Annotated in this window: 22 protein-coding genes; 12 read left to right on the top strand and 10 right to left on the bottom strand. The window is 61.1% G+C overall.

The window, feature by feature from the left end:
* Positions 1-29: 29 nt before the first annotated feature.
* Positions 30-605 carry a PilZ domain-containing protein gene (locus ABNP46_RS09165; RefSeq protein WP_349922081.1) on the bottom strand — a complete coding sequence of 192 codons (576 nt, stop codon included), beginning with the start codon at positions 603-605 and terminating at the stop codon, positions 30-32.
* Between the two features lie 76 nt (positions 606-681).
* Between ABNP46_RS09165 and ABNP46_RS09170 the strand changes: the two genes are divergently transcribed.
* Genes ABNP46_RS09170 through lolE form a run of 3 tightly spaced genes read left to right on the top strand, consistent with a single transcriptional unit; the run spans position 682 to position 3,924 of the window.
* Positions 682-1,917, top strand: coding sequence for a lipoprotein-releasing ABC transporter permease subunit (locus ABNP46_RS09170; protein ID WP_349922082.1), 1,236 nt, complete (start codon positions 682-684; stop codon positions 1,915-1,917).
* Positions 1,918-1,954: 37 nt separating this feature from the next.
* Positions 1,955-2,683, top strand: a complete 729-nt coding sequence (gene lolD / locus ABNP46_RS09175) for a lipoprotein-releasing ABC transporter ATP-binding protein LolD (protein WP_349922083.1) — start codon at positions 1,955-1,957, stop codon at positions 2,681-2,683.
* Positions 2,683-3,924, top strand: a complete 1,242-nt coding sequence (lolE, locus tag ABNP46_RS09180; protein WP_349922084.1) for a lipoprotein-releasing ABC transporter permease subunit LolE — start codon at positions 2,683-2,685, stop codon at positions 3,922-3,924. Before lolD ends, lolE begins: the two co-directional genes overlap by 1 nt.
* Before the next feature lie 127 nt (positions 3,925-4,051).
* On the opposite strand, the gene yfbR is transcribed toward lolE, so the two are convergent.
* Both yfbR and ABNP46_RS09190 read right to left on the bottom strand, forming a co-directional pair.
* Positions 4,052-4,642 (bottom strand): 5'-deoxynucleotidase, encoded by a 591-nt coding sequence (yfbR, locus tag ABNP46_RS09185; RefSeq protein WP_349922085.1) that lies wholly within the window; start codon positions 4,640-4,642, stop codon positions 4,052-4,054.
* Positions 4,643-4,727: 85 nt separating this feature from the next.
* Positions 4,728-5,162, bottom strand: a complete 435-nt coding sequence (locus ABNP46_RS09190; protein WP_349922086.1) for a YccF domain-containing protein — start codon at positions 5,160-5,162, stop codon at positions 4,728-4,730.
* Positions 5,163-5,591: 429 nt separating this feature from the next.
* On the opposite strand from ABNP46_RS09190, the gene tig reads away from it, so the two are divergent.
* The 6 genes from tig to ppiD all read left to right on the top strand — a co-directional run bounded on the left by tig (position 5,592) and on the right by ppiD (position 14,099).
* A complete protein-coding gene (tig, locus tag ABNP46_RS09195) occupies positions 5,592-6,902 on the top strand; it encodes a trigger factor (RefSeq protein WP_349922087.1) in 1,311 nt (436 codons plus the stop codon).
* Positions 6,903-6,988: 86 nt separating this feature from the next.
* Positions 6,989-7,612, top strand: coding sequence for an ATP-dependent Clp endopeptidase proteolytic subunit ClpP (gene clpP, locus ABNP46_RS09200; protein ID WP_005324106.1), 624 nt, complete (start codon positions 6,989-6,991; stop codon positions 7,610-7,612).
* A 141-nt stretch (positions 7,613-7,753) separates the two neighbouring features.
* Positions 7,754-9,028, top strand: coding sequence for an ATP-dependent protease ATP-binding subunit ClpX (clpX, locus tag ABNP46_RS09205; protein WP_349922088.1), 1,275 nt, complete (start codon positions 7,754-7,756; stop codon positions 9,026-9,028).
* Between the two features lie 140 nt (positions 9,029-9,168).
* Complete coding sequence (lon, locus tag ABNP46_RS09210; RefSeq protein WP_349922089.1) at positions 9,169-11,523, top strand: endopeptidase La; 2,355 nt, start codon at positions 9,169-9,171, stop codon at positions 11,521-11,523.
* A gap of 239 nt (positions 11,524-11,762) precedes the next feature.
* A complete protein-coding gene (hupB, locus tag ABNP46_RS09215; RefSeq protein WP_005315375.1) occupies positions 11,763-12,035 on the top strand; it encodes a nucleoid-associated protein HU-beta in 273 nt (90 codons plus the stop codon).
* Positions 12,036-12,185: 150 nt separating this feature from the next.
* Positions 12,186-14,099, top strand: coding sequence for a peptidylprolyl isomerase (ppiD, locus tag ABNP46_RS09220; protein ID WP_349922090.1), 1,914 nt, complete (start codon positions 12,186-12,188; stop codon positions 14,097-14,099).
* Positions 14,100-14,505: 406 nt separating this feature from the next.
* Here ppiD and ABNP46_RS09225 read toward each other — a convergent pair whose 3' ends face one another.
* The 5 genes from ABNP46_RS09225 to ABNP46_RS09245 form a co-directional block, all read right to left on the bottom strand.
* Complete coding sequence (locus ABNP46_RS09225) at positions 14,506-16,098, bottom strand: ABC-F family ATPase (protein ID WP_349922091.1); 1,593 nt, start codon at positions 16,096-16,098, stop codon at positions 14,506-14,508.
* Between the two features lie 222 nt (positions 16,099-16,320).
* The gene (locus tag ABNP46_RS09230) at positions 16,321-17,976 is read right to left on the bottom strand and encodes a cation acetate symporter (RefSeq protein WP_349922448.1); all 1,656 of its coding nucleotides are present in this window, start codon (positions 17,974-17,976) and stop codon (positions 16,321-16,323) included.
* A gap of 11 nt (positions 17,977-17,987) precedes the next feature.
* The gene (locus ABNP46_RS09235) at positions 17,988-18,299 is read right to left on the bottom strand and encodes a DUF485 domain-containing protein (RefSeq protein ID WP_349922092.1); all 312 of its coding nucleotides are present in this window, start codon (positions 18,297-18,299) and stop codon (positions 17,988-17,990) included.
* Positions 18,300-18,405: 106 nt separating this feature from the next.
* Positions 18,406-19,038, bottom strand: coding sequence for a 3'-5' exonuclease (locus ABNP46_RS09240; RefSeq protein WP_349922093.1), 633 nt, complete (start codon positions 19,036-19,038; stop codon positions 18,406-18,408).
* Positions 19,039-19,045: 7 nt separating this feature from the next.
* Positions 19,046-20,830 (bottom strand): putative nucleotidyltransferase substrate binding domain-containing protein, encoded by a 1,785-nt coding sequence (locus ABNP46_RS09245; RefSeq protein ID WP_349922094.1) that lies wholly within the window; start codon positions 20,828-20,830, stop codon positions 19,046-19,048.
* A gap of 169 nt (positions 20,831-20,999) precedes the next feature.
* Here ABNP46_RS09245 and ABNP46_RS09250 point away from each other — a divergent pair, with 169 nt between their 5' ends.
* Entirely contained in the window at positions 21,000-21,806 is an 807-nt protein-coding gene (locus ABNP46_RS09250) for a crotonase/enoyl-CoA hydratase family protein (protein ID WP_349922095.1), read from the top strand.
* Between the two features lie 87 nt (positions 21,807-21,893).
* Here the strand turns inward: ABNP46_RS09250 and ABNP46_RS09255 are convergent, their stop codons facing one another.
* The gene (locus ABNP46_RS09255) at positions 21,894-23,387 is read right to left on the bottom strand and encodes an alanine/glycine:cation symporter family protein (protein ID WP_349922096.1); all 1,494 of its coding nucleotides are present in this window, start codon (positions 23,385-23,387) and stop codon (positions 21,894-21,896) included.
* 373 nt (positions 23,388-23,760) lie between these two features.
* On the opposite strand from ABNP46_RS09255, the gene ABNP46_RS09260 reads away from it, so the two are divergent.
* Both ABNP46_RS09260 and ABNP46_RS09265 read left to right on the top strand, forming a co-directional pair.
* Positions 23,761-24,174, top strand: coding sequence for a GNAT family N-acetyltransferase (locus ABNP46_RS09260; protein WP_349922450.1), 414 nt, complete (start codon positions 23,761-23,763; stop codon positions 24,172-24,174).
* Positions 24,175-24,192: 18 nt separating this feature from the next.
* Entirely contained in the window at positions 24,193-25,002 is an 810-nt protein-coding gene (locus ABNP46_RS09265) for a zinc-dependent peptidase (RefSeq protein ID WP_349922097.1), read from the top strand.
* 86 nt (positions 25,003-25,088) lie between these two features.
* Here the strand turns inward: ABNP46_RS09265 and ABNP46_RS09270 are convergent, their stop codons facing one another.
* Positions 25,089-25,685, bottom strand: coding sequence for an acetate uptake transporter (locus ABNP46_RS09270; protein WP_349922098.1), 597 nt, complete (start codon positions 25,683-25,685; stop codon positions 25,089-25,091).
* Positions 25,686-26,428 lie beyond the last annotated feature (743 nt).

Here is a 26,428-nt window from a genome sequence, read left to right on the forward strand (position 1 = left end):
TCACGTTGACGTTGGCGATGAGACCGGAATTAGCGCTGGCGCTCCTGGGCCCGCAGCTTGAGCTGTTTGGATTGCACGTGCAGGCTGGCACGCACCAGCAGCTCCCGGTCATCCTCGCGGATCCGTACATAGTCGAGCAGCACCTGGGTGCCATGCTCGCCCGGTTCCAGCTGTTTGACCTCGGCGTAGCAGTAGACGGCGGAAGCCTCTTCCCGCAAGAAGATCTTGAGCCGCACGATTTGGTGGGGGCGGGGGGGCTCCCCGTGCCCCTGGCGCGGGTGCAGGTAGACAAGGTTGCCAGCGCCGAAGCGCAGGGTGTGGAAGCGGTGTTCCGGGTGATCCTGCACCGCCAGCACATAGCCCATGATCATGTCTATCTTGCGGGACTGCTGATTGACGATCTCGACCAGATCGTGCATCGACTCGTTCTGGCTGCGCAGCAGCCGGCTGCTCACCAGATCGATGGCGGTGATGGCGGAGGCGATGCGAAAGGGTTCTGGCAGTTCGGCGTCCAGCGCCTCCAGCGTCGGCAGATGGAAGTCGGCCGGCATGGGGATCACATTGACCGGCGTGGCATGGGTGACGCTGAAGAACTGTTCCTGCATGGAGGCTATCCCTTGTTGTCCTAGTCTGTTTGCCTTTATTATCCGGTATCTTATTTTGTTGGCAACGTAGATATCCTTGAAGACTGGACTTTTTCAGCCATTGTCGCTGGCCATCGGCCTGCGTTATGCAGGCTCGCGACGCAGTAACCGCTTCGTCTCCTTTATCTCCCTGTTTTCCACTTTCGGCATCGCCATCGGGGTCGCCGCCCTGATGGTGGTCATCTCCGTGATGAACGGCTTCGAGGGGCAGCTCAAGGGACGCATCCTCGGGGTGATCCCCCACGTGGTGGTGACCAATCCCGCCGGCCGTATCGAGAGGGCGCCCGAGGGGCTGCCGGACCTGGCCAGGCTGCCTCACGTGGTGGCCCATGCCCCCATGCTCGACAGCGAAGGCATGTTGCAGAGCCCGGGTCAGCTGACCGGGGTGAGCGTACAGGGCATCGACCCTTCACTCTGGCCGAAAGATGACATCCTTCACGCCCAGATGCTGGCGGGGCAGCTCAGCAGCCTGCAACGGGGTGAATACCACATCGTGCTGGGGCAGGGGGTGGCCAACCGCCTGAAGGTATCGCTCGGGGATCAGGTGCGCCTTATCCTGACCGAAGGCACCCGCTTCACGCCGTTTGGCCGGGTACCGGCCCAGCGGCTGTTCACCGTCTCCGGCATCTTCGGGGTCGGGGCCGACGTGGACAGCCAGGTGGCGCTGATCGCGCTGGGTGATGCCCAGCGCATGCTGCGCCTGCCGGATGACACCGTCGGTGGCATCCGCCTCTGGCTGGACGATCCCTTCGCCGCCGACGAGGTGATCAAGACGGCGCTGCCTGACGGGCTGGAGTGGCAGGACTGGCGCCGGGAGCGGGGCGAGCTGTTCCAGGCGGTGGCCATGGAGAAGCGCATGATGGGGCTGATGCTGGTGCTGATCATCGCGGTCGCCACCTTCAACATCCTCTCGGCCCTGGTGATGGTCGTCACCGACAAGGAAGGGGAGGTGGCCATCCTGCGCACCATGGGCATGAGCGAGTCCGGTATCGTCAAGATCTTCATGGTGCTGGGGGCGTCGAGCGGCGTCATCGGCGCCCTGTTTGGCGGCCTGGCGGGACTGGGGCTCTCCCTTGGTCTCAACCCCCTGCTCAATGCGGTGGGGCTCAACCTCTATATGGCGGCGGGGGGCTCGGGCCTGCCGGTCATCGTCGAGCCGGCCCAGGTCATCACCATCTTGCTCGGCGCCGTGCTGCTGAGCTTCAGTGCCACCCTCTACCCGGCGGCCCGTGCGGCCCGGGTCAAACCGGCCGAGGCACTGCGTCATGAATAATTCTTCTGTTATTACTTCCCCAAGCGGAGCCCCTTTTATGAATGAGCCTGTAGTGCGTGGCGCCGAGTCCCGCGACAATCCGTCCCGCGAGCCGCTGCTGCGCTGTGAGGCCCTGAACCATGTCTACAAAGAGGGCAATCTCGAGACGCAAGTGCTCAAGGGGATAGACCTGTCCGTGGCCCCCGGCGAGATGCTGGCGGTGGTGGGGAGCTCGGGCTCCGGCAAGACCACCTTGCTGCATTTGATGGGGGCGCTGGATAACCCCAGCAGCGGCAGCGTGCTGTTCAACGGTCAGGACATTCACCACTGGGACAGCCGTACCCAGGCCCGGTTCCGCAATCAGGAGCTGGGGTTTGTCTACCAGTTCCACCACCTACTCGCCGAGTTCACGGCGCTGGAAAACACCGCCATGCCGCTGCTCATCGCCGGTGAATCGGTGGCAAGCGCCAGCGAGAAGGCGACCCGGATGCTGGGGCGGGTGGGGCTCTCCCATCGCCTCAATCACAGGCCCTCCGAACTCTCAGGGGGCGAGCGCCAGCGGGTGGCCATCGCCCGCGCCCTGGTCAATGAGCCCAGCCTGGTGCTGGCGGACGAGCCCACCGGCAACCTAGATCACGCCAGCGCCACCGCCGTCTACGAGCTCTTGTGCGAGCTGAACCGTGAACTCGGCACCGCCTTCGTGGTGGTGACCCACGATTTGAGCCTCGCCGCCAAGCTGCACCGGCGGGTGACCCTGGTAAGCGGCGTCATGGCGGAGGTCGCCTGATGTTCAAACCGCTGCCCCTGTTCCTGGGCCTGCGTTACAGCCGCTCCCGCCGTCGCAACGGCTTCATCGCCTTCATCTCCGCCTCCTCCCTCATCGGCATCGCCCTCGGGGTGATGGCGCTGATCTTGGGGCTCTCGGCCATGAACGGCTTCGAGCGGGAGCTAAAGAACCGGGTGCTCTCCGTGGTGCCTCACGGCGAGCTCATCGGCATGGAGGCGCCGCTGCCCAACTGGCCGAAGCTTCGTGACTACCTGCTGGCCCAGCCGGGGATCGAGGCCGCGGCCCCGGTGATCCGTTTGGACGGCCTGCTGGAGCACGGCTCTGCCTTGAAGGGCGTCCAGTTGCGCGCCGTGCTGCCGGAGCTCGAGGCGAACCTGTCGGATGCAGGCAAGTACATGACGGGCCGTGGCCTGCGTGAACTGGAGCCCGGCGAGAAGGAGGTGATCCTCGGCAAGACCATCGCCGACAAGCTGGGGGTCAAGATAGGGGATCAGGTTGCCCTGTTGCTGCCCCAGGGGGGCGATGCCAGCGGTATCAAGAACCCCAAGCGTGAGGCGCTCACCGTGGTGGGGCTGATGGAGATCGGCGGTCAGCTCGACGGCCTGCTCGGCTTCATGCACCTGGCGGATGCCCAGGCCATCATCGGCATGGGTAAGGACGTGGAGGGGTTCAGCCTCAAGGTCAATGACGTGCTCAAGGCGCAGTCCATCACGGTGGCGGCGGCGAGCAAGTTCCCGCACTACGTCTACATCAGCAGCTGGATGAGCCGTCAGGGCTACCTCTATCAGGACATCCAGATGGTGCGCACCGTGATGTACGTGGTGATGCTGATGGTGGTGGCGGTGGCCTGTTTCAACATCGTCTCCACCCTGGTGATGGCGGTGAACGAGAAGCGCAGCGAGATAGCGATCCTCAAGACCATGGGAGCGAGCCCGGGCCAGATCCGGCTCACCTTCGTCATCCAGGGCATGGTGAACGGGGTGGCGGGGGCGCTGCTCGGGGCGTTGCTCGGCGGCCTGCTGTCGAGCAAGCTGACCCAGATCCTGAGCTTCGTCGAGACCCTCATCGGTCATCGCTTCCTCAACCCGGACATCTACTTCATCGACTTCCTGCCCACCGAGCTGCACATGCAGGATCTGGTGATCGTGACCAGCGCCGCCATCCTGATGAGCCTGGTGGCGACCCTCTATCCCGCCTGGCGGGCGAGCGGCCTGGTGCCGTCCCGGGAGCTGGGGCATTGATGTTTCAAGATGACTGTGATGATGACAAGGGCCCTGCGGGGCCCTTTTGCTTGCTGGGGAACCCCGAAAAAGCTGCCACCAGGGGAGTGGGCGGGGTTAAATCATGCACAAGTTATGGTTAACAGCATCAATGGGCATTCAATTCATCAAGAGGTAGTGAAAAACTCGCCACGAACACGTCGATAAAGTAGCGCATGGCGGGGTTCATCCGTGCGTCCAGCATCTGCTCGAGGCGTTTCCTGGCCGGTTCAAACTCCCGGTTGCCGGCATTCATCTCCTCGAGGCACTTGGTGTAGGCGCAGAGGGTGTCCGCGTCTTTCACCAGCCGGGCGAGCGCGTCGTCCTGGGCACCCGAGTCCAGCAGGGGGCGAAAATCCTCGACCAGTTCCGGGGGCAGCATCCCCAGCAGGCGCTGCTCGGCGGCAAGCTCTATCTTCTTGTATTCACGGGCTATCTCGGGGTTGAAGTACTTGACCGGGGTCGGGAGATCGCCGGTCAGCACCTCGCTGCTGTCATGGTAGAGGGCCATGACAGCGGCACGGTTGGCATCGACGTTGCCCCCGAACAAGCGGTTGCCGATGACGCCGAGAGCATGGGCGACCATGGCGACCTGCAGGCTGTGCTCGGCGATGTTCTCCGGCTGGATGTTGCGCATCAGCGGCCAGCGGTAGATGAGCCGCATGCGGGCGAGGTTGGCGAAGAAATGGCTGGGAAGCATGGAGACCTCGAACAATGGCAATGAAAAAGGGCAGACCCTAGTCTGCCCTTTTTTCTGCGCCTTCGCCTAGTCTGCGACGGGCGAATTAACGGATATAGCGGCCGGACTCGGCCTCCTGATTGGTCACCACCATCTGGCCGATGGGGGCCAGGGCGATCAGGGCGAGTTTGAGGTGCTGGATGCCAAAGGGGATGCCGACGATGGTGACAAAGCAGGCTAGGGCCGAGGCGATGTGGCCGATGGCGAGCCAGACCCCGATCACCAGGAACCAGAGGATGTTGCCAATCATCCCCAGGGCCCCTGTGCCGATGTCGCTCTGGCCTGTCATGGACTTGCGACTCACCGCCTGCTTGCCAAACGGGAAGAAGGTGAAGGTGCCGATGACGAAGCAGGCGCGTCCCCAGGGGATCCCTATCAGGGAGACGAAACAGAGCAGCCCGGCCAGCCACCAGGCCAGCCCCATGAAGACGCCCCCCAGTACAAACCAGAGCAGGTTAAACAAGAAGCGAAAAAAGGTCATTTGGGTCACTCCAGACTCATAAGTTGGCTGTCACCATAGCGATCCCCATCAAGGGACGCAATGGTTGAGATGACAAGGCGGACAGTTTGGGTCGCAGCCCCCAGGCCTGGCCCGGTCTGGGGCCCATTCCCATGAAAAATAGGGGCTTTTGGAGCAAAAAGAGTGAGCCAGTGCAAATTATTGCGTCCTGGATGCTTGAACTCGCGGCCCGCTTTCCCCATATAGGGGTCAGACTTGCGCAAATTGTGCCGTCTGCGCCCCGGATGGGGGATGTGCGGCTCGACGCGACCACTGTGCGCCGCTATAATGTCGCGTCAAATTTTCTCATCACAAAGACAGTCGTTGTCTTTATAAACAGGAAGACTCCGGGTATGTGCCCAGGGGTAATAAAGGGTCAGCACGCAGTGCTGAGTTGAACGAGGTAAAAGAATGCAAGTTTCTGTAGAGACAACCCAGGGTCTGGAACGCCGTCTTACCATCACCGTACCGGCTGCGACCGTTGACGCTGCCGTGCGCAAAGAATTGAATGGCCTGGCCAAGACTCGTCGCATCGACGGCTTCCGTCCTGGCAAGGCACCGGCGACCATCATCAAGAAGATGTTTGGTGCCATGGCCCATGCCCGCGTTGCCGATGAAATGATGCAGAACAACTTCATCAAAGCCATCATCGAAAACAAACTGAGCCCGGCCGGTGCGCCGACCATGGATCCGAAAGAGATCAAGGAAGGCCAAGATTTCGAATTCACCGCCACTTTCGAAGTATACCCTGAGTTTGAAGTTGCCGGTCTGGAGAGCATCAAGGTCGAGAAGCCGGTTGCTTCCGTCAAGGATGCCGATCTGGCCAACATGATTGACACCCTGCGCAAGCAGCACGCCACCTGGTCCGAAGTGGACACCGCTGCCGCCAACGGCATGCGTGTGACCCTGGACTTCGTCGGCTCCATCGACGGTGAAGAGTTCGACGGCGGCAAGGCCGAAGGCTTCGCACTGGAACTGGGCGCTGGCCGCATGATCCCGGGCTTCGAAGACGCCATCATCGGCAAGAAAGCCGGCGACGAGTTCACCATCGAAGTGACCTTCCCGGCTGACTACCACGCCGAAAACCTGAAAGGCAAGGCGGCCAAGTTTGCCTCCAAGCTGACCAAGGTTGAAGAGCAGGTACTGCCTGAGCTGACCGAAGAGTTCGTCAAGCGCTTCGGCATCGAAAGCGGCAACGTGGAAGAGCTGAAAGCCGAAGTGCGCAAGAACATGGAGCGCGAACTGGCCCAAGCCCTGAAAAACAGCGTGAAAGAGCAAGTGCTGAACGGCCTGGTTGAAGCCAACCAGATCGATCTGCCCAAGGCTGCTGTTGCCCAGGAAATCGACACCCTGCGTCAGCAGGCGCTGCAGCGCTTCGGTGGCTTCCAGGGCGGCAACGCTCCCGAGCTGCCGGCCGAGCTGTTCCAGGCTCAAGCCGAGCGCCGCGTCCGCGTGGGTCTGCTGCTGGGTGATGTCATCCGCACCAACGAGATCAAGGCTGACGAAGCCCGTGTGACCAGCATCATCGAGTCCATGGCCACCGCTTACGAAGATCCGAAGGAAGTGATCGAGTACTACCAGAAGAACGAGCAGATGCTGAACGGCGTCCGCAATCTGGCGGTTGAAGATCAAGCCATCGACCTGATCCTGTCCAAGGCCCAAGTGACCGAGAAAGAAGTGGCCTTCGACGACGTGATCAACAAGTCCGGTGCCGCTGCCTAAGATCATTTGACTTAAGGTCAAAACTGTTAAGTATAATGGCTCGTGTGATCTCCACTCGGGCCATTTTATTTTAGGGACAATGCCTTATGTACAAAAACTATAACGATGTGACTGAATCCCCACGCAATGCGCTCATCCCTATGGTGGTAGAGCAAACGGCCAAGGGTGAGCGTTCCTACGACATCTATTCCCGTCTGCTCAAAGAGCGGGTGATCTTCCTGACCGGTCAGGTCGAGGATCACATGGCGAACCTGGTGGTGGCCCAACTGCTGTTCCTCGAATCCGAGAACCCGGATCAGGACATCAGCATCTACATCAACTCGCCGGGTGGCGCCGTCACTGCGGGGATGTCCATCTATGACACCATGCAGTTCATCAAACCGGACGTCAGCACCGTCTGCATGGGGCAGGCCTGCTCCATGGGCGCCTTCCTGCTGGCCGGCGGTGCCAAGGGCAAGCGCTTCTGCCTGCCAAACGCCCGGGTGATGATCCACCAGCCCCTTGGCGGCTTCCAGGGTCAGGCTTCTGACATCCAGATCCACGCCCAGGAAATTTTGAAGATCAAGAACACCCTGAACGATCGTCTGGCCTTCCATACCGGCCAGGACATGGCCACCATCGAGCGCGATACCGACCGTGACAACTTCATGTCGGCGGAGCAGGCCGTGGCCTACGGTCTGGTGGACGGCATCCTGAGCCAGCGCGGCTGAGTCACGGTCAGGTCCGTCAAGCCGACTTGAGCGCTCCTGGGTGACGATTTTCCCAAAGGGTGTGCTTGAGCAGGGTACCCCGTCCTGTTGTAAACTCAGCAGGACGATATCCATCCTCTATTGATAAAACGAGGTTGCTGAATGACAGAGAAACGCAAGGGTGAGGGCGACAAGCTGCTTTATTGCTCTTTCTGCGGCAAGAGCCAGCATGAAGTGCGCAAGCTGATCGCTGGCCCTTCCGTCTATGTATGTGACGAGTGTGTCGAGCTGTGCAACGACATCATCCGCGAGGAGATCCGCGAGATCTCCCCCAAGCGTGATGGCAGCGAGCTGCCGACCCCTCATGAGATCCGTGCTCACCTGGATGACTACGTGATCGGTCAGGAGTACGCCAAGAAGGTACTGGCCGTTGCAGTCTACAACCACTACAAGCGGCTGCGCAGCGGCAGCGAGTCCGGTGGGGTGGAGCTTGGCAAGTCCAACATTCTGCTGATCGGTCCCACCGGCAGCGGCAAGACCCTGCTGGCCGAGACCCTGGCCCGTCTGCTGGATGTACCCTTCACCATGGCCGATGCCACCACCCTGACCGAAGCCGGTTACGTGGGTGAGGACGTGGAGAACATCATCCAGAAGCTGCTGCAAAAGTGCGACTACGACGTGGAGAAGGCCCAGCGTGGCATCGTCTACATCGACGAGATCGACAAGATCTCCCGCAAGTCGGACAACCCCTCCATCACCCGTGACGTCTCCGGGGAAGGGGTGCAGCAGGCACTGCTCAAGCTGATCGAGGGCACCATCGCCTCGGTACCGCCGCAAGGGGGCCGCAAGCACCCGCAGCAGGAGTTTTTGCAGGTCGATACCTCCAAGATCCTGTTCATCTGTGGTGGCGCCTTCGCGGGCCTGGACAAGGTCATCGAGCAGCGCTCCGTCAAGGGGACCGGCATCGGCTTTGGCGCCGACGTCAAATCCAAGAATGCCAAGGCGACCCTGAGCGAGAACTTTGCCAAGGTGGAACCGGAAGATTTGATCAAATACGGTCTTATCCCCGAGTTCATCGGCCGTCTGCCCGTGGTGGCGACCCTCACCGAGCTGGACGAGGCTGCCCTCATCCAGATCCTGAAAGAGCCGAAAAACGCCCTGACCAAGCAGTATGCCGCCCTGTTTGCCCTGGAAGAGGTGGAACTGGAGTTCCGCGACGACGCCCTGAACGCCATCGCGCGCAAGGCTATGGAGCGCAAAACCGGTGCCCGGGGTCTGCGATCCATCGTCGAAGCCGTGCTGCTCGACACCATGTACGACCTGCCATCCCTGAAAGGGGTCAGCAAGGTGGTGATCGACGAGACGGTGATCAAGGGCGACTCCGCCCCCCTGATGATCTACGACAATTCCGAGACTCAGGCCGCTGCTTCAGAGTAACTGGCTGATTTTTAATCACATAAAGGGGCATTTTGCCCCTTTCTTGCTTTTTACGGCCAAGGCGATTGAATCTCATCTTTGCGCCCCCATATACTCTGCCAAGCGCTTTGCCAACGGTATAACAAGCCGAGAGGACATATATGAACCTAGAGCGTTCTGAACGCATCGAGATTCCCGTCCTGCCTCTTCGTGACGTGGTGGTTTACCCCCACATGGTCATTCCACTCTTTGTGGGGCGGGAAAAATCCATTCGCTGTCTGGAAGCGGCCATGGAGCAGGACAAGAAAGTCCTGCTGGTGGCCCAGAAGGATGCGTCGACAGACGAGCCTACGGTGGAGGAGATCTTCACCGTCGGGACAGTGGCTAACATTTTGCAGATGCTCAAGCTGCCGGATGGCACCGTCAAGGTGCTGGTGGAAGGGGGTCAGCGTGCCCGTCTTGAGCGGATGATCGATGACAAGGACTTCTTCGTCGGGGAGGCGCAGTACATCGCGTCTGCCGCCATCGACGAGAAGGACCAGGATGTGCTGGTGCGCTCCGCCATCGGCCAGTTTGAAGGTTACATCAAGCTCAACAAGAAGATCCCGCCCGAGGTGCTTACCTCGATCTCGGCGATCGATGATGCTGCCCGCCTGGCGGACACCATGGCGGCCCACATGCCGCTCAAGCTCGAAGACAAGCAGAAGGTGCTGGAAATCGCCTCCGTGTCCGAGCGCATCGAGTTTCTGATGGCCATGATGGAGTCGGAGATCGACCTGCTGCAGGTCGAGAAACGCATCCGCTCCCGGGTCAAGAAGCAGATGGAGAAGAGCCAGCGGGAGTATTACCTCAATGAGCAGATGAAGGCCATCCAGAAAGAGCTGGGTGAGCTGGAAGACAGTCCGGACGAATTCGAAGCCCTCAATCGCAAGATTGAAGAGGCGGGGATGCCGGAAGATGCCCGTGAGAAGGCCCAGGCCGAGCTCGCCAAGCTGAAGATGATGTCCCCCATGTCTGCCGAAGCCACGGTCGTGCGCAGCTACGTGGACTGGATGGTGCAGGTGCCCTGGAAAGCCCGCTCCAAGGTCAAAAAAGACCTCGGCAAGGCCCAGGAAGTGCTGGACGCGGATCATTATGGCCTGGACAAGGTCAAGGATCGCATCCTCGAGTATCTGGCGGTGCAGGCGCGGGTCAACAAGCTCAAGGGCCCCATCCTCTGCCTGGTTGGGCCTCCCGGTGTGGGCAAGACCTCGCTGGGTCAGTCCATCGCCAAGGCCACCGGCCGCAAATATGTGCGCATGGCGCTCGGCGGCGTGCGTGACGAGGCGGAGATCCGCGGTCATCGCCGTACCTACATCGGCTCCATGCCCGGCAAGCTCATCCAGAAGATGGCGAAAGTCGGCGTGAAGAACCCGCTGTTCCTGCTCGACGAGATCGACAAGATGAGCTCGGACATGCGCGGCGATCCCGCATCTGCCTTGCTGGAAGTGCTGGATCCCGAACAGAACAGCAGCTTCAACGATCACTATCTGGAAGTGGACTATGACCTGTCGGACGTGATGTTCGTGGCCACTTCCAACTCCATGAACATTCCGGGTCCGCTGCTGGACCGGATGGAAGTGATCCGTCTGTCCGGTTACACCGAGGACGAGAAGCTCAACATCGCCAAGCAGCATCTGGTGGCCAAGCAGATCCAGCGCAATGGCTTGAAGCCTGCGGAGATCACCATCGATGACTCGGCGCTGATCGGGGTTATCCGCTACTACACCCGCGAGGCGGGGGTGCGTAGTCTGGAGCGCGAGATCTCCAAGATCTGTCGCAAGGCGGTCAAGCGGATCCTGCTGGACAAGAGCATCAAGCATGTTCTGGTCAATCAGGAGAACCTCAAGGAGTTCCTCGGGGTACAGCGCTTCGACTACGGCAAGGCCACCGACCAGAACCAGATTGGTCAGGTGTGCGGTCTGGCTTGGACCGAGGTGGGGGGCGATCTGCTCACCATCGAGACCACCAACATGCCGGGCAAGGGCAAGCTGACCTACACCGGATCTCTCGGTGATGTGATGCAGGAGTCCATCCAGGCGGCCATGACAGTGGTGCGGGCCCGTGCCGAGAAGCTGCGCATCAACGGTGACTTCTACGAGAAGCGCGACATCCACGTGCACGTGCCGGAAGGGGCGACCCCGAAAGATGGCCCGAGTGCCGGTATCGCCATGTGTACCGCTCTGGTCTCCAGCCTGACTGGCAACCCGGTGCGTGCCGACGTAGCCATGACCGGCGAGATCACCCTGCGCGGCGAAGTGCTGCCCATCGGTGGTCTCAAGGAGAAGCTGCTGGCGGCTCACCGTGGTGGCATCAAGCGGGTGCTGATCCCGAAAGAGAATGAGCGGGATCTCGAAGAAATCCCGGCCAACGTCAAACAAGACCTTGAAATCTATCCGGTTCGCTGGATAGATGAGGTGCTGGCGCTGGCACTGCAAGACAATCCGCAGGGTTTCGAACGCGTTTCTGTCGTGTAAATGTTGATGCGCCGCAAATTTGGCGCATTCGAGGGGTGGTTAAGGCTTGCATGCGCCGGATAACGGAAGTAGCCTTGACCACCGATCGGGTACTCATGATGAGTCGCAATGCGTGATGTGGCGCGGGTTTGCGCCAGATTGTCACTTGCAACTGATCAGGAGGCTTGCTATAAAACCTCCACTGTTGTGGCCAGGGAAATCAGCGCCGCAGCGATGTTCGATAATAGGGGAAAATAAGAGTGAATAAATCTCAACTGATTGACAAGATTGCAGACGGTGCTGATATCTCCAAAGCCGCTGCTGGCCGTGCGCTGGATGCTTTCATCGATGCCGTTGGTGAAGCGCTGAAAGAGGGTGACCAGGTTGCGCTGGTTGGCTTCGGTACTTTCGCTGTTCGTGAGCGTGCTGCTCGTTCCGGCCGCAACCCGCAAACTGGTGCGACCATCGAAATCGCCGCCGGTAAAGTTCCTGCCTTCAAAGCCGGCAAGGCCCTGAAAGACGCGGTCAACTAAGTCGGACGCTGATACCACATCGGCACCGTCCTTGGTCACAGACCAGACAAGTGAGAGGGCTCTCCCTCATACTGATTGACCAAGGCGCATCGCAATCGGTGCGCCTTTTCATTATTTACGCCCATCGAGTTCGGGAGCATAAGTACAAACATGATGTTGGATAAACTACGCGAAGGGGCGCAGGGCAAGGTAGCCAAGGTTATCTTGGGCCTGATCATCCTCTCCTTTGCCTTGGCCGGTGTAGGTAGCTACCTCAATGGCCCGGCACGTACCGCCCCCGCTACCGTCAACGGCAATGACATCAGTGCTCCCGCACTGGAGAATGCCTATCGTAACGAGCGGGCCCGCATGGAATCCCAGATGGGGGAAGCCTTCAACCAGCTGGCCGCCAATCCCGATTACATGAAACAGTTCCGTCGCGGCGTTCTTGACCGTCTCATCGATCAGGCGCTGATCGACGGCAAGGCCCGTGAGCTGGGTCTGCGCGTCAGCGACGAGCAGATCAAGCAGGCCATCGTCGCGATGCCGGAATTTGCCGAGAACGGCAAGTTCAACAACGACCGCTATCTGCAACTCATCCGCCGCGCCGGCATGACCCCGGAGATGTTCCGTGACTCCCTGCGCCAGGACATGGTGCGTCAGCAGCTGATGGGCGCCGTGCTGGGTTCCGAGTTCGCCCTCAAGGGTGAAGCGGAGCAGCTAGACAAGCTCTACAACCAGACTCGCGATCTGCGTCTGGTGCGTCTGGCGGCCGCAGCCTACGTCGACGAGGTTCAGGTGACCGACGCCGAGGTGGAGCAGTTCTACAAGGCCAACAGCACCCGCTTCATGAATGACGAGAAGGTCAAGGTCGACTATCTGCTGCTGGATGCCGCCACCTTGAGCAAAGACATCAAGGTGACCGAGCAGGATGCGCAGGATTACTACGATCAGCACCAGGACCTGTTCCAGCGTGCGGAGCGTCGTCAGGTGGCCCACATCCTGATCCCGTTTGGCAAGGATGAGAAGGCGGCCGAGCAGCAAGCCGAAGCCCTGCTGGTCAAGGCGAAAGGCGGTGAAGATTTCGCTGCCCTGGCCAAGGCCAACTCGTCCGATACCTTCTCCGCCAAGAAGGGCGGCGAGCTGGACTGGTTCGAGAAAGGGGTGATGGATCCGGCCTTCGAGAAGGCGGCCTTTGCCCTGGCCAAGGCTGGCGATCTCTCCACCGTGGTGAAGAGCCCGTTCGGTTTCCACATCATCAAGCTGCTGGCGGTCGAATCGGCCAAGACCAAGCCGTTTGTCGATGTGATGAGCGAGACCATCACCCGTCTGCAGTCTGACAAGGCCAAGGAGCAGTTCTTTGCCGAGCAGCAGAAGATGGCTGACAGCAGCTTCGAGAACCCGGACTCCCTGGATCTGACTGCAGAAGCCATGGGCCTGAAGGTGGTCTCCTCCGATTACTTCAGCCAGGCCGATGCCCCGGCACCGCTGAACGATCCCAAGGTGATCTCCGCCGCCTTCTCCGAACAGCTGCGCGATGACAACACCAACTCCGACGTGATTGAACTCGGGGATGGCAAGGCACTGGTGCTGCACATCATGGGCCATCAGCCCAAGGCCGCCAAGCCGCTGGCCGAGGTCAAGGAGCAGGTGGTTGCGGCCATCAAGCATGACAAGGCGAGCGAAGTGGCCCGTGGCAAGGCGCAGGCCCTGCTGGACAAGCTGCATGCCGGTGACGATATCCAGGCCGATCTGACCGCCCTGGGTGCCAAGGTCGAGGCCCACAAGGGTGTCGTGCGCTTCACCCAGGATCTGGATCAGAACCTGCTGGCCCAGGCCTTCCGCATGCCCCATCCGAAGGATGGCAAGCCGAGCGTCGAACTGGTTGCTGAAGCCAATGGCGATCGCGTGGTAGTGGCGCTGGACAAGGTCAATGTGACCGAGAAGCCGTCCGAGATGGTCAACCTGCTGCAAGGCCAGCTTGGCCAGGGCAAAGCCCAGGCCGACTACAAGGCGCTCATCGACGGGCTGCGCAAGTCCGCCAAGATTGAGTACTTCACCGACGTGGAAGCGACCGTCGAGTAATCCGGCATCGCAACCCATCGAAAACGGCCCCACATCGGGGCCGTTTTTTTATCCATGAAATTTTGGTTTTGCAGCGATATTCATCGGTGAAATTCAGTCAGTGCAGATGAAGTGCGTTGATATGAATGGCTTTGGCAGCATCTTGGTGTACGGGGAATTGCTTCCCATGTCCTGGGAATGCTAACAACACATCCCACTGAGGCCGGTTCGGAGTAGGGGATGCCGGCGGTGAGGGACTCGGCGACCCGGAGCACATGCAGACAGGCCACGCTGATAGATAGGTAATACGGATAGGCAGGCGGTACTACGGATAGACAGGCACTGCGGGTAGGCAGGCATACACATAGGACAATAAAAAACCGGCGCCTGGGCGCCGGTTTGCATGACTGCTTGAGCAGGGGGAGGCTTACACCACGCCCTGAGTGCGCAGGTAATCCTCATAGGTACCGCCGAAGTCGCGGATGCCGTTCTCGGTCAGCTCCAGGATCCGGGTCGCCAGGGAGGAGACGAACTCGCGGTCGTGGGAGACGAAGATGAGGGTGCCCTGATACATCTCCAGCGCCAAGTTCAAGGATTCGATAGATTCCATGTCCAGGTGGTTGGTCGGCTCATCCATGATCAGGATGTTGGGGCGCTGCATCATCAGCTTGCCGAACAGCATGCGGCCCTGTTCACCACCGGAGAGCACCTTGACCGGCTTCTTGATGTCGTCCTGGGAGAACAGCAGGCGACCCAGCACGGAGCGCACCGCCTGTTCGTCTTCGTTGGCCTGCTTCCACTGGGCCATCCAGTCGAACACGTTGAGATCGGTGTCGAAGTCTTCCGCGTGATCCTGAGCGTAGTAGCCGATCTGGGCGTTCTCGGACCACTTGATGGTGCCGGTATCCGGTGCCAGTGAGCCGACCAGGGTCTTGATCAGGGTGGATTTACCGATGCCGTTGGTACCCAGGATGGCGACCTTCTCGCCCACTTCCAGCATCATGTTGAGGCCCTTGAACAGGGGAGCCTCGCCATAACCCTTGGAGACGCCTTCCACTTCCAGGATGTTGCGATAGAGCTTCTTCTCCTGCTCGAAGCGGATGAAGGGGTTCTGACGGCTGGAGACCTTCACTTCTTCAATCTTGATCTTGTCGATCTGCTTGAGGCGAGACGTCGCCTGGCTGGACTTGGAGGCGTTGGCGCTGAAGCGGGAGACGAAGGACTGCAAGTCGGCAATCTGGGCCTTCTTCTTGGCGTTGTCGGCGATCAGACGCTCACGAGCCTGGGTGGCCGCGGTCATGTACTCGTCGTAGTTGCCCGGGTAGACCCGCAGCTCGCCGTAATCCAGATCCGCCATGTGGGTGCAGACGGAGTTCAGGAAGTGACGGTCGTGAGAGATGATGATCATGGTGCTCTCGCGATCGTTGAGCACCTGCTCCAGCCAGCGAATGGTGTTGATGTCCAGGTTGTTGGTCGGTTCGTCCAGCAGCAGGATATCGGGGTTGGAGAACAGCGCTTGTGCCAACAGCACCCGCAGCTTCCAGCCCGGCGCCACTTCGCTCATGGGGCCGTTGTGCTGTTCGATGGGGATGCCGGCGCCCAGCAGCAGCTCGCCAGCGCGGGATTCGGCGGTGTACCCGTCGTACTCGGCGACCAGGCCTTCGAGCTCGGCGGCCTTCATGTAGTCGTCGTCGGTCGCTTCCAGGTTCGCATAGATGGCGTCACGCTCGGCGATGGCGGCCCACAGCTCGATGTGGCCCATCATGACCACGTCCAGCACGCGCATCTCTTCGTAGGCGAACTGATCCTGGCGCAGCTTACCGATACGCTCATTGACGTCCAGGCTCACATTACCGCCAGTGGGCTCCAGATCGCCGCCGAGGATCTTCATGAAGGTGGACTTGCCACAGCCGTTTGCGCCGATGAGGCCGTAGCGGTTGCCGCCGCCAAACTTGACGCTGATGTTCTCAAACAGCGGCTTGGCGCCGAACTGCATGGTGATGTTGTTGCTTGAAAGCACTGGAATGTCCCGGTTGGTCTGTCAAATGGCGCGCATTATGGCACAGATCCCCCGAAAGTTTTAGCGAGAACTGTGATCTGGCGCTATTGCATGCAGGCCGCAGGAGTGAGGACGAAGGGATTGGCGTCCGGAGAGGAGGATCACAGAACAACAAGGAAGAGATGAGGGGTCAGAGAAGAGAAAAAGCCGGCACTGGGCCGGCTTGGAAACAAAGTGACGGGCTTAGTGGGAGCTGGCGCTGGCGGCACCGAGCCCGGTCTGGGAGCGCACGAACTGCGGGAAGAACTTCGCATGTTCGTCGCTGGCATTTTGGGACTTGTCGGTCACCGAGAAGAACCAGATCCCGATGAAGGCGATGGCCATGGAGAAGAGGGCCGGGTACTCGTACGGGTAGATGGGCTCGGCATGACCCAGCACCTTCACCCAGATGGTGGGGCCCAGGATCATCAGGGTGACCGCGCTCACCAGCCCCATCCAGCCACCATAGACGGCACCGCGCGTCGTCAGGCGAGACCAGAACATGGAGAGGAAGAGCACCGGGAAGTTGCAGCTCGCCGCGATGGAGAAGGCCAGACCCACCATGAAGGCGATGTTCTGCTTCTCGAACAGGATGCCAAGGCCGATGGCGACCACACCCAGTACCAGGGTCGTCATCTTGGAGACCCGCAGCTCGTCCACCTCGTTGGCCTTGCCCTTCTTCAGCACGCAGGCATAGAGGTCGTGGGAGACCGCAGACGCACCCGCCAGGGTGAGGCCGGCGACCACCGCGAGGATGGTGGCGAAGGCCACGGCGCTGATGAAGCCGAGGAACAGGCTGCCACCGACGGCATCGGCCAGGTGCACGGCCGCCATGTTGGTACCGCCCAGCAGGGCGCCGGTGGCGTCCTTGAAGGCCGGATTGGTGCTGACCAGCAGGATGGCACCGAAGCCGATGATGAAGGTCAGGATGTAGAAGTAGCCGATGAAACCGGTGGCGTAGAATACCGACTTGCGGGCTTCCTTGGCGTCACCCACGGTGAAGAAGCGCATCAGGATATGGGGCAGGCCGGCGGTGCCGAACATCAATGCCAGTCCCAGCGAGATGGCGGAGATGGGGTCGGAGACCAGACCGCCCGGGCTCATGATGGCGATGCCGTTGGCGTGTACCTTGACCGCTTCGCTGAACAGGGCGCCGATGTCGAAGTTGACCGACTTCATCACCATGATGGCCATGAAGGAGGCGCCGGAGAGCAGCATCACCGCCTTGATGATCTGCACCCAGGTGGTGGCCAGCATGCCGCCAAACAGCACGTAGAGCACCATCAGGATCCCGACCAGTACCACGGCGATGTGGTATTGCAGGCCGAACAGGAGCTCGATGAGCTTGCCGGCACCGACCATCTGGGCGATGAGGTAGAGGGCCACCACCACCAGGGAACCGCTGGCGGAGAGGGTACGCACCTCGGTCTGCTTGAGGCGGTAGGAGGCGACGTCGGCGAAGGTGTACTTGCCGAGGTTGCGCAGCCGCTCCGCGATGAGGAACAGGATGATGGGCCAGCCCACCAGGAAGCCGATGGAGTAGATGAGGCCATCATAGCCCGAGGTGTAGACCAGGGCGGAGATGCCGAGGAAGGAGGCGGCGGACATGTAGTCACCGGCGATGGCCAGGCCATTCTGGAAACCGGTGATGCGCCCGCCGGCGGCGTAGTAGTCGGAGGCCGAGCGGTTGCGCTTGGAGGCCCAGTAGGTGATGAACAGGGTGGCGGCCACGAAGGCCACGAACATGACGATAGCCGGCACGTTGAGGGGCTGGCGCTGCACCTCGCCCGTCAGCGCATCGGCCGCCAGCAGGGGGGTGGAGAGAAGGCCGCCGAGCAGCAGCAAGGCGGTCTGTTTCATGGAGATGCCGCTCATGATTGAGCTCCCTTGAGGATCTGGTTGTTCAGCTCGTCAAACTCGCCGTTGGCGCGATAGACATAGATGCCGGTCAGCACGAAGGAGGAGAGGATGAGACCCACCCCCACCGGGATGCCACGGGTGATGGCGGAGCCTTCACTGAGCGGCGTGCCTAGCCAGCCGGGGGCGAAGGCGATGAGCAGGATGAATGCCAGGTAGAGCCCCAGCATCAGGATGGAGAGGGTCCAGGCGAAGCGTTGGCGTTTGCTGACCAACTCCTGGAAGACAGGATCTTGCTGGATCCTCAGATAGCGTTGCTGTTCCATTGCAGTTCTCCGTGACGGTTGTGTCGACTGTGTGTGAACTTGTCCCTACCGAGCAGGAGGCCTGCTCATGTAACTAAAATGTGAATTAAATGTTATTTGTCGACAATTAGACTTTGGGATAAGTCAGGGGGCCGCCCCGGGTGAGGCGCAGGAAGATGAGGCCCGCGGCGGTGGCATCCGCCAAGGCGTCGTGGGCGGGCAGGGGCGGCAGGGCAAGATGCTCGCAGATGGCGGCCAGGTGCAGATCGATGACGGCATCGGGGTGGCGGCGGTAGATCTTGTCGTGATAGAGGCGGCTCACCTCTATGCCGCGCTGGGGCAGGTGCAGCCCCCAGCGCTGATGGCAGGCCAGGTTGAGGATGCGAAGGTCATAGGCAATGTGGTAGCCCACCAGTTCCCGTGGCCCGATAAAGGCCAACAGCTGGCGCAGGGCCTCCTCGAGGGGCAATCCCTCTTGCAGATCCTGATGGCGCAGGCCGTGGATGGCGACCGATTGCCCGTTGAGGCTGGCGGGGGCCTGTACCTTGAGGGAGAGCGCCTCGCCGGTGAGCAGCCGGTTGCCCTCGATGCGCACGGCGCCGATGGCGACGATCTCGGCCAGGTTCGGATCGAGGCTGGTGGTCTCGAAATCCAGCGCCACCCACTCATCCGCCGGGGGCGGGCCGAACAGGGGGGCGAACTCCCCCTGACGAAAGTGACGGCCATGCCAGCGTCTGCGCCCGTGCTGCCAGAGACTCATGTTCCGCTCACTGCCTTAGACGAAAGTGGATGCCGAGCCACTGCTGGAACTTTTTCACCTGATGCAGGGCGTGGCGCAGCAGATCCCGTTCCCCGTGACCGAGCGTTTCCACTCTCACCCTGTTTTCTCCCTTGAGCTGACTGGCGAGCCGCAGACGAATGAAGAGCCGAAACGCCTCCGCCAGGTTGGCGCCATAGTCCTGGCTGAGTCGTCCCTGGGCCACCAATGCCTCGATGCGTCCCAGGGTGGAAGTCTCCAGCACCCCGGCCTCCAGGGCCAGCACGCGCAAGCCATGAACTAGGGGGAAGAGGCCGCCGCGCTTGAGATCCAGCCCCTCCGGTGCCTGCTCAAGGCGCCCGAAGAGAGTCAGGGGGGTGTGAAAGGCGACCGCCGCCCTCGCCATCTCCGCCAGCAGATCGGGCCGCTCCGAGAGTGCGGTTCGCAGATGTCGGGCAAGGGGGGGCAGCAGGTTGCGATCCCCGGCGATGGCCTGGGCATCGGCCAGGGTCGCCAGCCAGAGCAGGTCGTCCTCGCTGGCCCTGTGGCAGGCTTGTTCGATGTTGTCCTGCCACTGGCTGGTCTCCCTGGTCCAGGCCGGATTGCTGACCATCACATGGCCGGGGCAGGGGGGATAGCCGAGGCGAGCCAGCAGGGCGCTGAAGGCGGCGAGATCGCGCGCCCTGTCCGGCCAGTGCAGCCCTGTTTGCAGGATCAGGGCATTGTCCTGATCGCTCTTCTGGATCTGCTCGCCACGCCCCTCCGAGCCCAGCATCAGCAGGCATACCTTGTCTTGTACCTCGGCCGGGATCACCAGGGTGAAGGCCTTGGCGATCAGCTGCTCGTTGATGGTGGCGACGAGGCGCATCAGAAAGAGGGTGTGGATCCCCTGGGCATGGAGGGTGCGGATGAGCTGTTGCTGCTCCCGGGCCACCGCCTCCAGGGAGGCGGGATCATCTGCCCGGGCGATGCGCAGGGTCAGCACGTGGGAGTGGGCGGAAAAAAGGCCGAGCACCTGGGTCAGGTGCAGGATGCCCGCCACCTCGTGCCCCTGCCAGACCACCAGCCGCTTGATACGATGACGGGTCATCAGCAGCAGGGCATCGAACAGATAGCTGCCGAGAGTCAGGCCGATGAGGGGGGCCGGGGTCAGCAGCGAGAGCGGGGCCGAGAGTGGCAGGCCGCTCAGGGTCAGGGCATGGAGCAAGGTCTTGCGGGTGGCGAGGCTCAGGCTGCCATCGGCGGCCGGGTAGAGCAGGCAATCCGTGCCCTTGGCCGCCATGGCCTCGCTGGCGGCCAACAGGGTGCTGTGCTTGCCGAGCAGCAGGGCGGGTTGCAGATGATGAGGGTCGATGCGGGTCAGGATGAATTCCGCCAGATTCTGCTGGCCAATCTGGCTGCGCCGCTCCTGCTCGCGCTGGCGCTCGGTCAGGGTGGCGGTGAAGTAGTGGGCAAACTCGGGATGCCGGGCGCAGAGGTACTGAAACACGTCCGTGGGAATGAGCTGGCAGAGGCTGTCTTCCAGGGCGTCGAAGCGATGGCGGCAGTGGCCATCGAACTGGGCCCGTACATCGAACATGTCCCCCTCTCCGTAGTCGCCGAAGCGCTGGTGAGGGCCGGACTCCTCCACCGCCCCCTTGGTGATGAGGTAGAGGCCGGGTGGTGCTCCCCCTGGGCTCAGCACCGTCTGACCGGCGCGAAAATAGCAGATGCTGAGATGCTGGCCGAGATGGTCGCGCGCCTCTGCATCCAGGCAGTCAAAGGGGGGACGAGCGAAATCGAACAAGAGGGACATGGCTTGTCTCGGCCTGGGGCAGGGAACCTGGTGCCAGTCTGGCAAAGAGGGGCGACGAAAGGCCAGCCGACTTTAGTCGCAGTGGGAGCCAAGCCTCTCTATCCCCGCTAGTAACACTCTGGTAACGTTGTGGTATGACCAGTGTCGATTCACAGGGAGAAGAGAGGACATGGACAAACCAAGGGTCAAGTGGACGATCCGGGACGGCATCGCCGAGGTGCTGCTGAGCCGCGGGGACAAACTCAATGCGCTGGACAGGGTCATGTTCGGGGCCATCGACGAGACGCTCATTGAGCTGAGTCAGCACAAGGGGCTGCGGGCGGTGATCCTGCACGGGGAGGGGCGCGCCTTCTGCGCCGGGCTGGATGTGAAATCCATGCTGCGTCAGCCGGTGGCGGCTCTGGACATTCTCAAGCGCGAGGCGGACGAGGCGACCAATCTGGCCCAGCGGGTGGCCTATGGTTGGCACCAGTTGCCGGTACCGGTGATCGCCGTGACGCAAGGGGTCTGCTTCGGCGGCGGTCTGCAGATAGCGCTCGGCGCCGATTTTCGCTTCAGCACGCCGGATTGCCGCTTCTCGGTGATGGAGATCAAGTGGGGCATCATTCCCGACATGAGTGGCAGCGTCACCCTGCGCAATCTGATGGGGGTGGATACTGCCATGGAGCTTGCCATGAGCGGGCGTGAGCTGCTGGCCGCGGAGGCGAAGAGCCTCGGCCTGGTGAGCCGGGTCTGCGATGATCCCCTGGAGGAGGCGCGGGCGTTTGCGTACACCCTCATCACCAAGTCACCGGATGCCCTGGCGGGGATCAAGCAGCTCTATACCCAGGCCTGGGCCCGCAGCGATGAGGCGATGCTCAAAGAAGAGACCCGCTTGCAGCGGCAGATCCTGGGGCGACCCAATCAGTGGCGCGCCACCCTCAACAGCCTGTTTCGCTGGCGCCTGCCGTTCGGACCGAGGCGCAACGCGCTCTAGGGGATAAAAGCCGCCTCATGACGCAGTGTTTACCAAAGAAAAATGGCAGCCAGGGCTGCCATTTTTGATCTCATTCGGTGAGAGGGATCAGGACGGTGTGCGATCCGCCTCGAACGGATGACCGGCTTGCTCCTGCTCCAGGTTTTGCTCGGAGCGACGGCCCGTCCAGTAATCAGCGTTCTTGATGCCGAGCTTTTCCGGGTGGAACACGGGATCCAGCCCTTGGGCTTTTTGTGCCTCATAGTCGCGCAGGCAGACAAAGGCGGTCTTTTGCAGCAGCAAGATGGCACCGATGTTGAGCCAGGCCATCAGGCCGACCCCGATATCCCCCAGACCCCATGCCAGATCGGCGGTCTTGACCGTGCCGTACACCGTGGCCGCCATCAGGCCGATCTTCAGGATGAAGGTGAGCCAGGGGCGGTTGATCTTGCGGTTGATGAAGGCGATGTTGGTCTCGGCGATGTAGTAGTAGGCGACGATGGTGGTGAACGCGAAGAAGAAGAGCGCGATGGCCACGAAGTAGCTACCAAAGCCCGGCATCATGCTCTCCATGGCGGTCTGCACATAGCCAGGGCCCGCGGCCACACCGGCGATACCGGTATAGAGAGCAGCGCCATCCGGACCCTGAACGTTATAAAGCCCGGTAATCAGCAGCATAAAGCCGGTGGCGGAGCAGACAAACAGGGTGTCGATGTAGACGGAGAACGCCTGTACCAGACCCTGCTTGGCCGGGTGGCTCACGGCGGCGGCGGAGGAGGCGTGCGGGCCGGTGCCCTGACCTGCTTCGTTGGAGTAGACCCCGCGTTTGACCCCCCACATGATGGCCAGGCCCAGAATGGCACCGAAACCGGCATCCATCCCGAAGGCACTCTTCCAGATGAGCAGCAGTATGCCCGGCAGCTGACCGATGTTGAGGGCGATGATGACGCAGGCGACGATGATGTAGCCCAGCGCCATGAAGGGCACCACGGTACTGGCGAAGTGAGCGATGCGCTTCACGCCGCCGAAGATGATGAAGCCAAGCAGCATGGCCAGACCCGCGGCGGTGACGTTGGGATCGATATCAAAGGCAGTCTGCAGGCTGGCACCGATGGAGTTGGCCTGTACCCCTGGCAGCAGCACGCCGCAGGCGAAGATGGTGGCGATGGCGAAGGTCCAGGCGTACCACTTGATGCCGAGTCCTTTCTCGATGTAGAAAGCCGGGCCACCGCGGTATTCGCCGTTGATCTTCTCTTTGTAGACCTGACCCAGGGTGGACTCCACGAAGGCGGAGCTGGCGCCAAGGAAGGCAACCATCCACATCCAGAACAGGGCGCCCGGGCCGCCGAAGGTGATGGCGGTGGCGACCCCTGCAATGTTGCCGGTACCGACCCGACCCGCCAGGGTCATGGCCAGCGCCTGGAAGGAAGAGACACCGGCATCGGTACTCTTGCCATCAAACATCAACCGGATCATCTCCTTGATATGACGCAGTTGCAAAAAACGGCTGCGCAGGGAGAAGTAGAGGCCGACTCCCAGGCACAGATAGATGAGCGCTGGGCTCCAGATCACACCATTGATGGCATTGACGATCTCATTCATGTACAACAACTCCTTTGTTGCGCTGTCTTGACGAGGTCTGCGCCTCGTTCCCTAAATTGAATAGTGGGTGACCAAGAGGGCCACACCGATTGACACGGGACTTTCGACTGCAAAGTCCGCGGGTTTTAACATATCGACTTGTGCCAGTGCTTCCTAGTGAAATATGTTGCCAAGCTGTTAATTTGTGAATTGACAGTAACAATTGGCAGTGAGTGGTGGACAAGATACGGCGCTTACCCATAGGGCGGAATTTCCCCCAGTGGCCCAGCCATCATGAGGGTGGCATCCGACACGACCCTGAGCGCCCCTGACAAGGAGAGCAAGTTTGAGGCCAGAAGTGAGATCTCGCGTCATCAAGGATGGAAATGGTTGCATCGTTCGTCTTGCCGAGCAGGGGGATGGTGCCGCCCTCGCGTCCCTGTTCGTCCAGCTGGGTTACCCGGCCCTCGAAGCCGGGGTGAGCCAGGGGTTGATGCAGCCGGATCCGGCGCGGGAGGTGCTGGTGGCCTGCATGGCGGAGGCCGTGGTCGGGGTGCTGGTGTGGCATCGCCTGCAACCACTGCACGTTGCACCCGCCTGGGGCCTCATCTCGGCGCTGGTCGTCGATGATAGTGCAAGGAGCCTCGGGGTCGGGGCCCGGCTGCTGGCGGCTGCGGAGGAGCGGGCCCGGGTGGCCGGTTGCACGCAGCTGGAGCTCTCCAGCAGTCTCAAGCGGGAGGGGGCGCACCGCTTCTATCTGGGGCAGGGTTATCTCGAGCGCCCCAAGCGATTCGTCAAAGTCATCTGAAGTGAAACAGGAGAGTCTGTGTTCTGGTCGAGGTTAAGAAGTGTATTCGGTTCACCAGCCCGGTCGGCGGACAATGCCCCCCAGGCGCTTGAATGGCAGCAGGCGCTGGGCGCCATCCCCATCTTGCAGGGATTTACTCCCGCCGAAGAGCAGCGGCTGACGGCGCTGGCCACCCAGTTTCTGGCCCGCAAGACCCTTACCCAGATCGGGGTCGAGCTCACGGCGCGCCAGCAGGCAGTGCTGGCCCTGCAGGCGGTGTTGCCCATCCTGCATCTGGGGATGGACTGGTATCGCGGTTTTCATGAGGTGATCATCATCCCCGAGCCCGTCACCCGTCGTCAGGAGGTGCAGGACGAGTTCGGGCTGGTGAGCGAGTGGGAGGAGGAGAACGCGGGCGAATCCTGGCCTCAGGGGCCGCTGGTGCTGGCCTGGAGCGAGTTGCAGCAGGACGGGGACTGGGATGGTTTCAACCTGGTGATCCATGAGCTGGCCCACAAGCTCGACATGCTGGGAGGCGATGCGGACGGGGCGCCCCCTTTGCCGAGCGGCATGGAGCAGCAACCCTGGACCCGGGCCCTGCAAAGCGCCTTCGATGAGATGAATGAGCAGCTGTCCCGGGACGAAGTGACCCAGATAGACCCTTATGCGGCCTCGCACCCCGCGGAGTTCTTCGCGGTGTGCAGCGAGAGCTTCTTCACCGATCCCCTGCGGCTGCGGGCCGTCTATCCCGCCGTCTACGAGCAGTTCGAGCTCTTCTATTGTCAGCAGCCGGCGGCGCGCTTCCCGGCCACCCGTTTGCTGGCGGGGGAGGAGTCCTTGCCCAGCTAGCGGACTGCTTTCGCAGGCAAACAAAAAGGCACCCCTCGGGGTGCCTTTTTCATGATTGGCGCGTCATCGCGAGCCATGTCTGCGGCTTAGGCGGCAGCCTTGAGTTGGACGGCAGCGGCTTTCTTGTGATCACCGATGGGCAGCACGGTGCGGCCGAACTGCTCGTTGATCACGGTGGCCATGGCCAGGTAGATGGCGCTGGCACCACAGATGATGCCTTCGAAACCGGCGATGGTGCCGATCAGGGTGCTGCCGGTGAAGTCACGGGCGGCCAGCAGGAAGAAGAGCACGGTCAGGGAGGCGAACACGAACTGCTTCACGCGGGGGAAGTTGACGGTGCCAACCAGCATGAACAGGGTGAACATGCCCCACATCAGCAGATACCAGCCCATGAAGGCGTGGGGAGTGGCTTCAGCCAGGCCCATGCCAGGCATCATCAGCAGGAACACCAGGCTCCACCAGAAGGTGCCGTAGGAGATGAAGGCGGTGACACCGAAGGTGTTGCCACGCTTGTACTCCATGATGCCGGCGATGATCTGGGCGAGACCGCCATAGCACAGGCCCATGGCCAGGATCATGGCACTGATGGGGAAGAAGCCTGCGTTATGGATGTTCAGCAGAATGGTGGTCATACCGAAACCCATCAGACCCAGAGGGGCAGGGTTGGCCAATTTTTCGCTCACGTGTGTTCTCCAACGATAGAGGTGGGGGTTGATAAAAGACGCGCGATTTTAGGCAGCCGCCGACCCCCGGGCAAGGGGGATGAGCGAATAAATAGTAAAAAAACGACACGGGATATTACCCGGCTCATCATTCGTGTCTGGGAGGTAGAAAACAGGTAAATGAATCACGCATGCCAGGTTGGTTTTTTGTGTAAATGACGGGGTTGTGAAAGTAAATGACGAGGCGGCAGGAGACAACGATGACACCTTGTTCATGCAGCCGGACGGGCGGTGCAGGAGACTCGTCGGCCGAGGTAGCGATGGCCTGCACGGCAGAATGGATGAAAAATGGTCTGATATGCCATCAGACAAGGCTATGTTATCCCGGCTTGAGGTCCACTTATCGACACCTGTCTGCATCGCGTTGAATCCTGTGGATGATTCCACTGCTCGTCTTCAAGCAGGCAGTGAAAACGGCTGTGAATCGAGAAGAAGCCTTGCCAGGGCGAGTGTCCGGGCGAAGGTCCCATCGTTCGGGACGAGTCAGGGGATCATCCTGGCATGGCGGGGATGCCTCCGCGTGATGAGGCGAGTCGGAATGCCGATACCCAGAGACGCGTAGAGCTGGTCGGGGACGGGGCGCGGGAGAGAGCTAGAGTCGCAGGATCAAAGGCAGGGGCAGATAAAGACCATAAAGACGGTTGCAGTCAGCACGACAGTCACAGGCGAAAGAGACGCCAATGTACGGCGGCGGAGTCGCGTGA

This window comes from Aeromonas veronii (assembly GCF_040215105.1).
Classification (GTDB): domain Bacteria; phylum Pseudomonadota; class Gammaproteobacteria; order Enterobacterales; family Aeromonadaceae; genus Aeromonas; species Aeromonas veronii_G.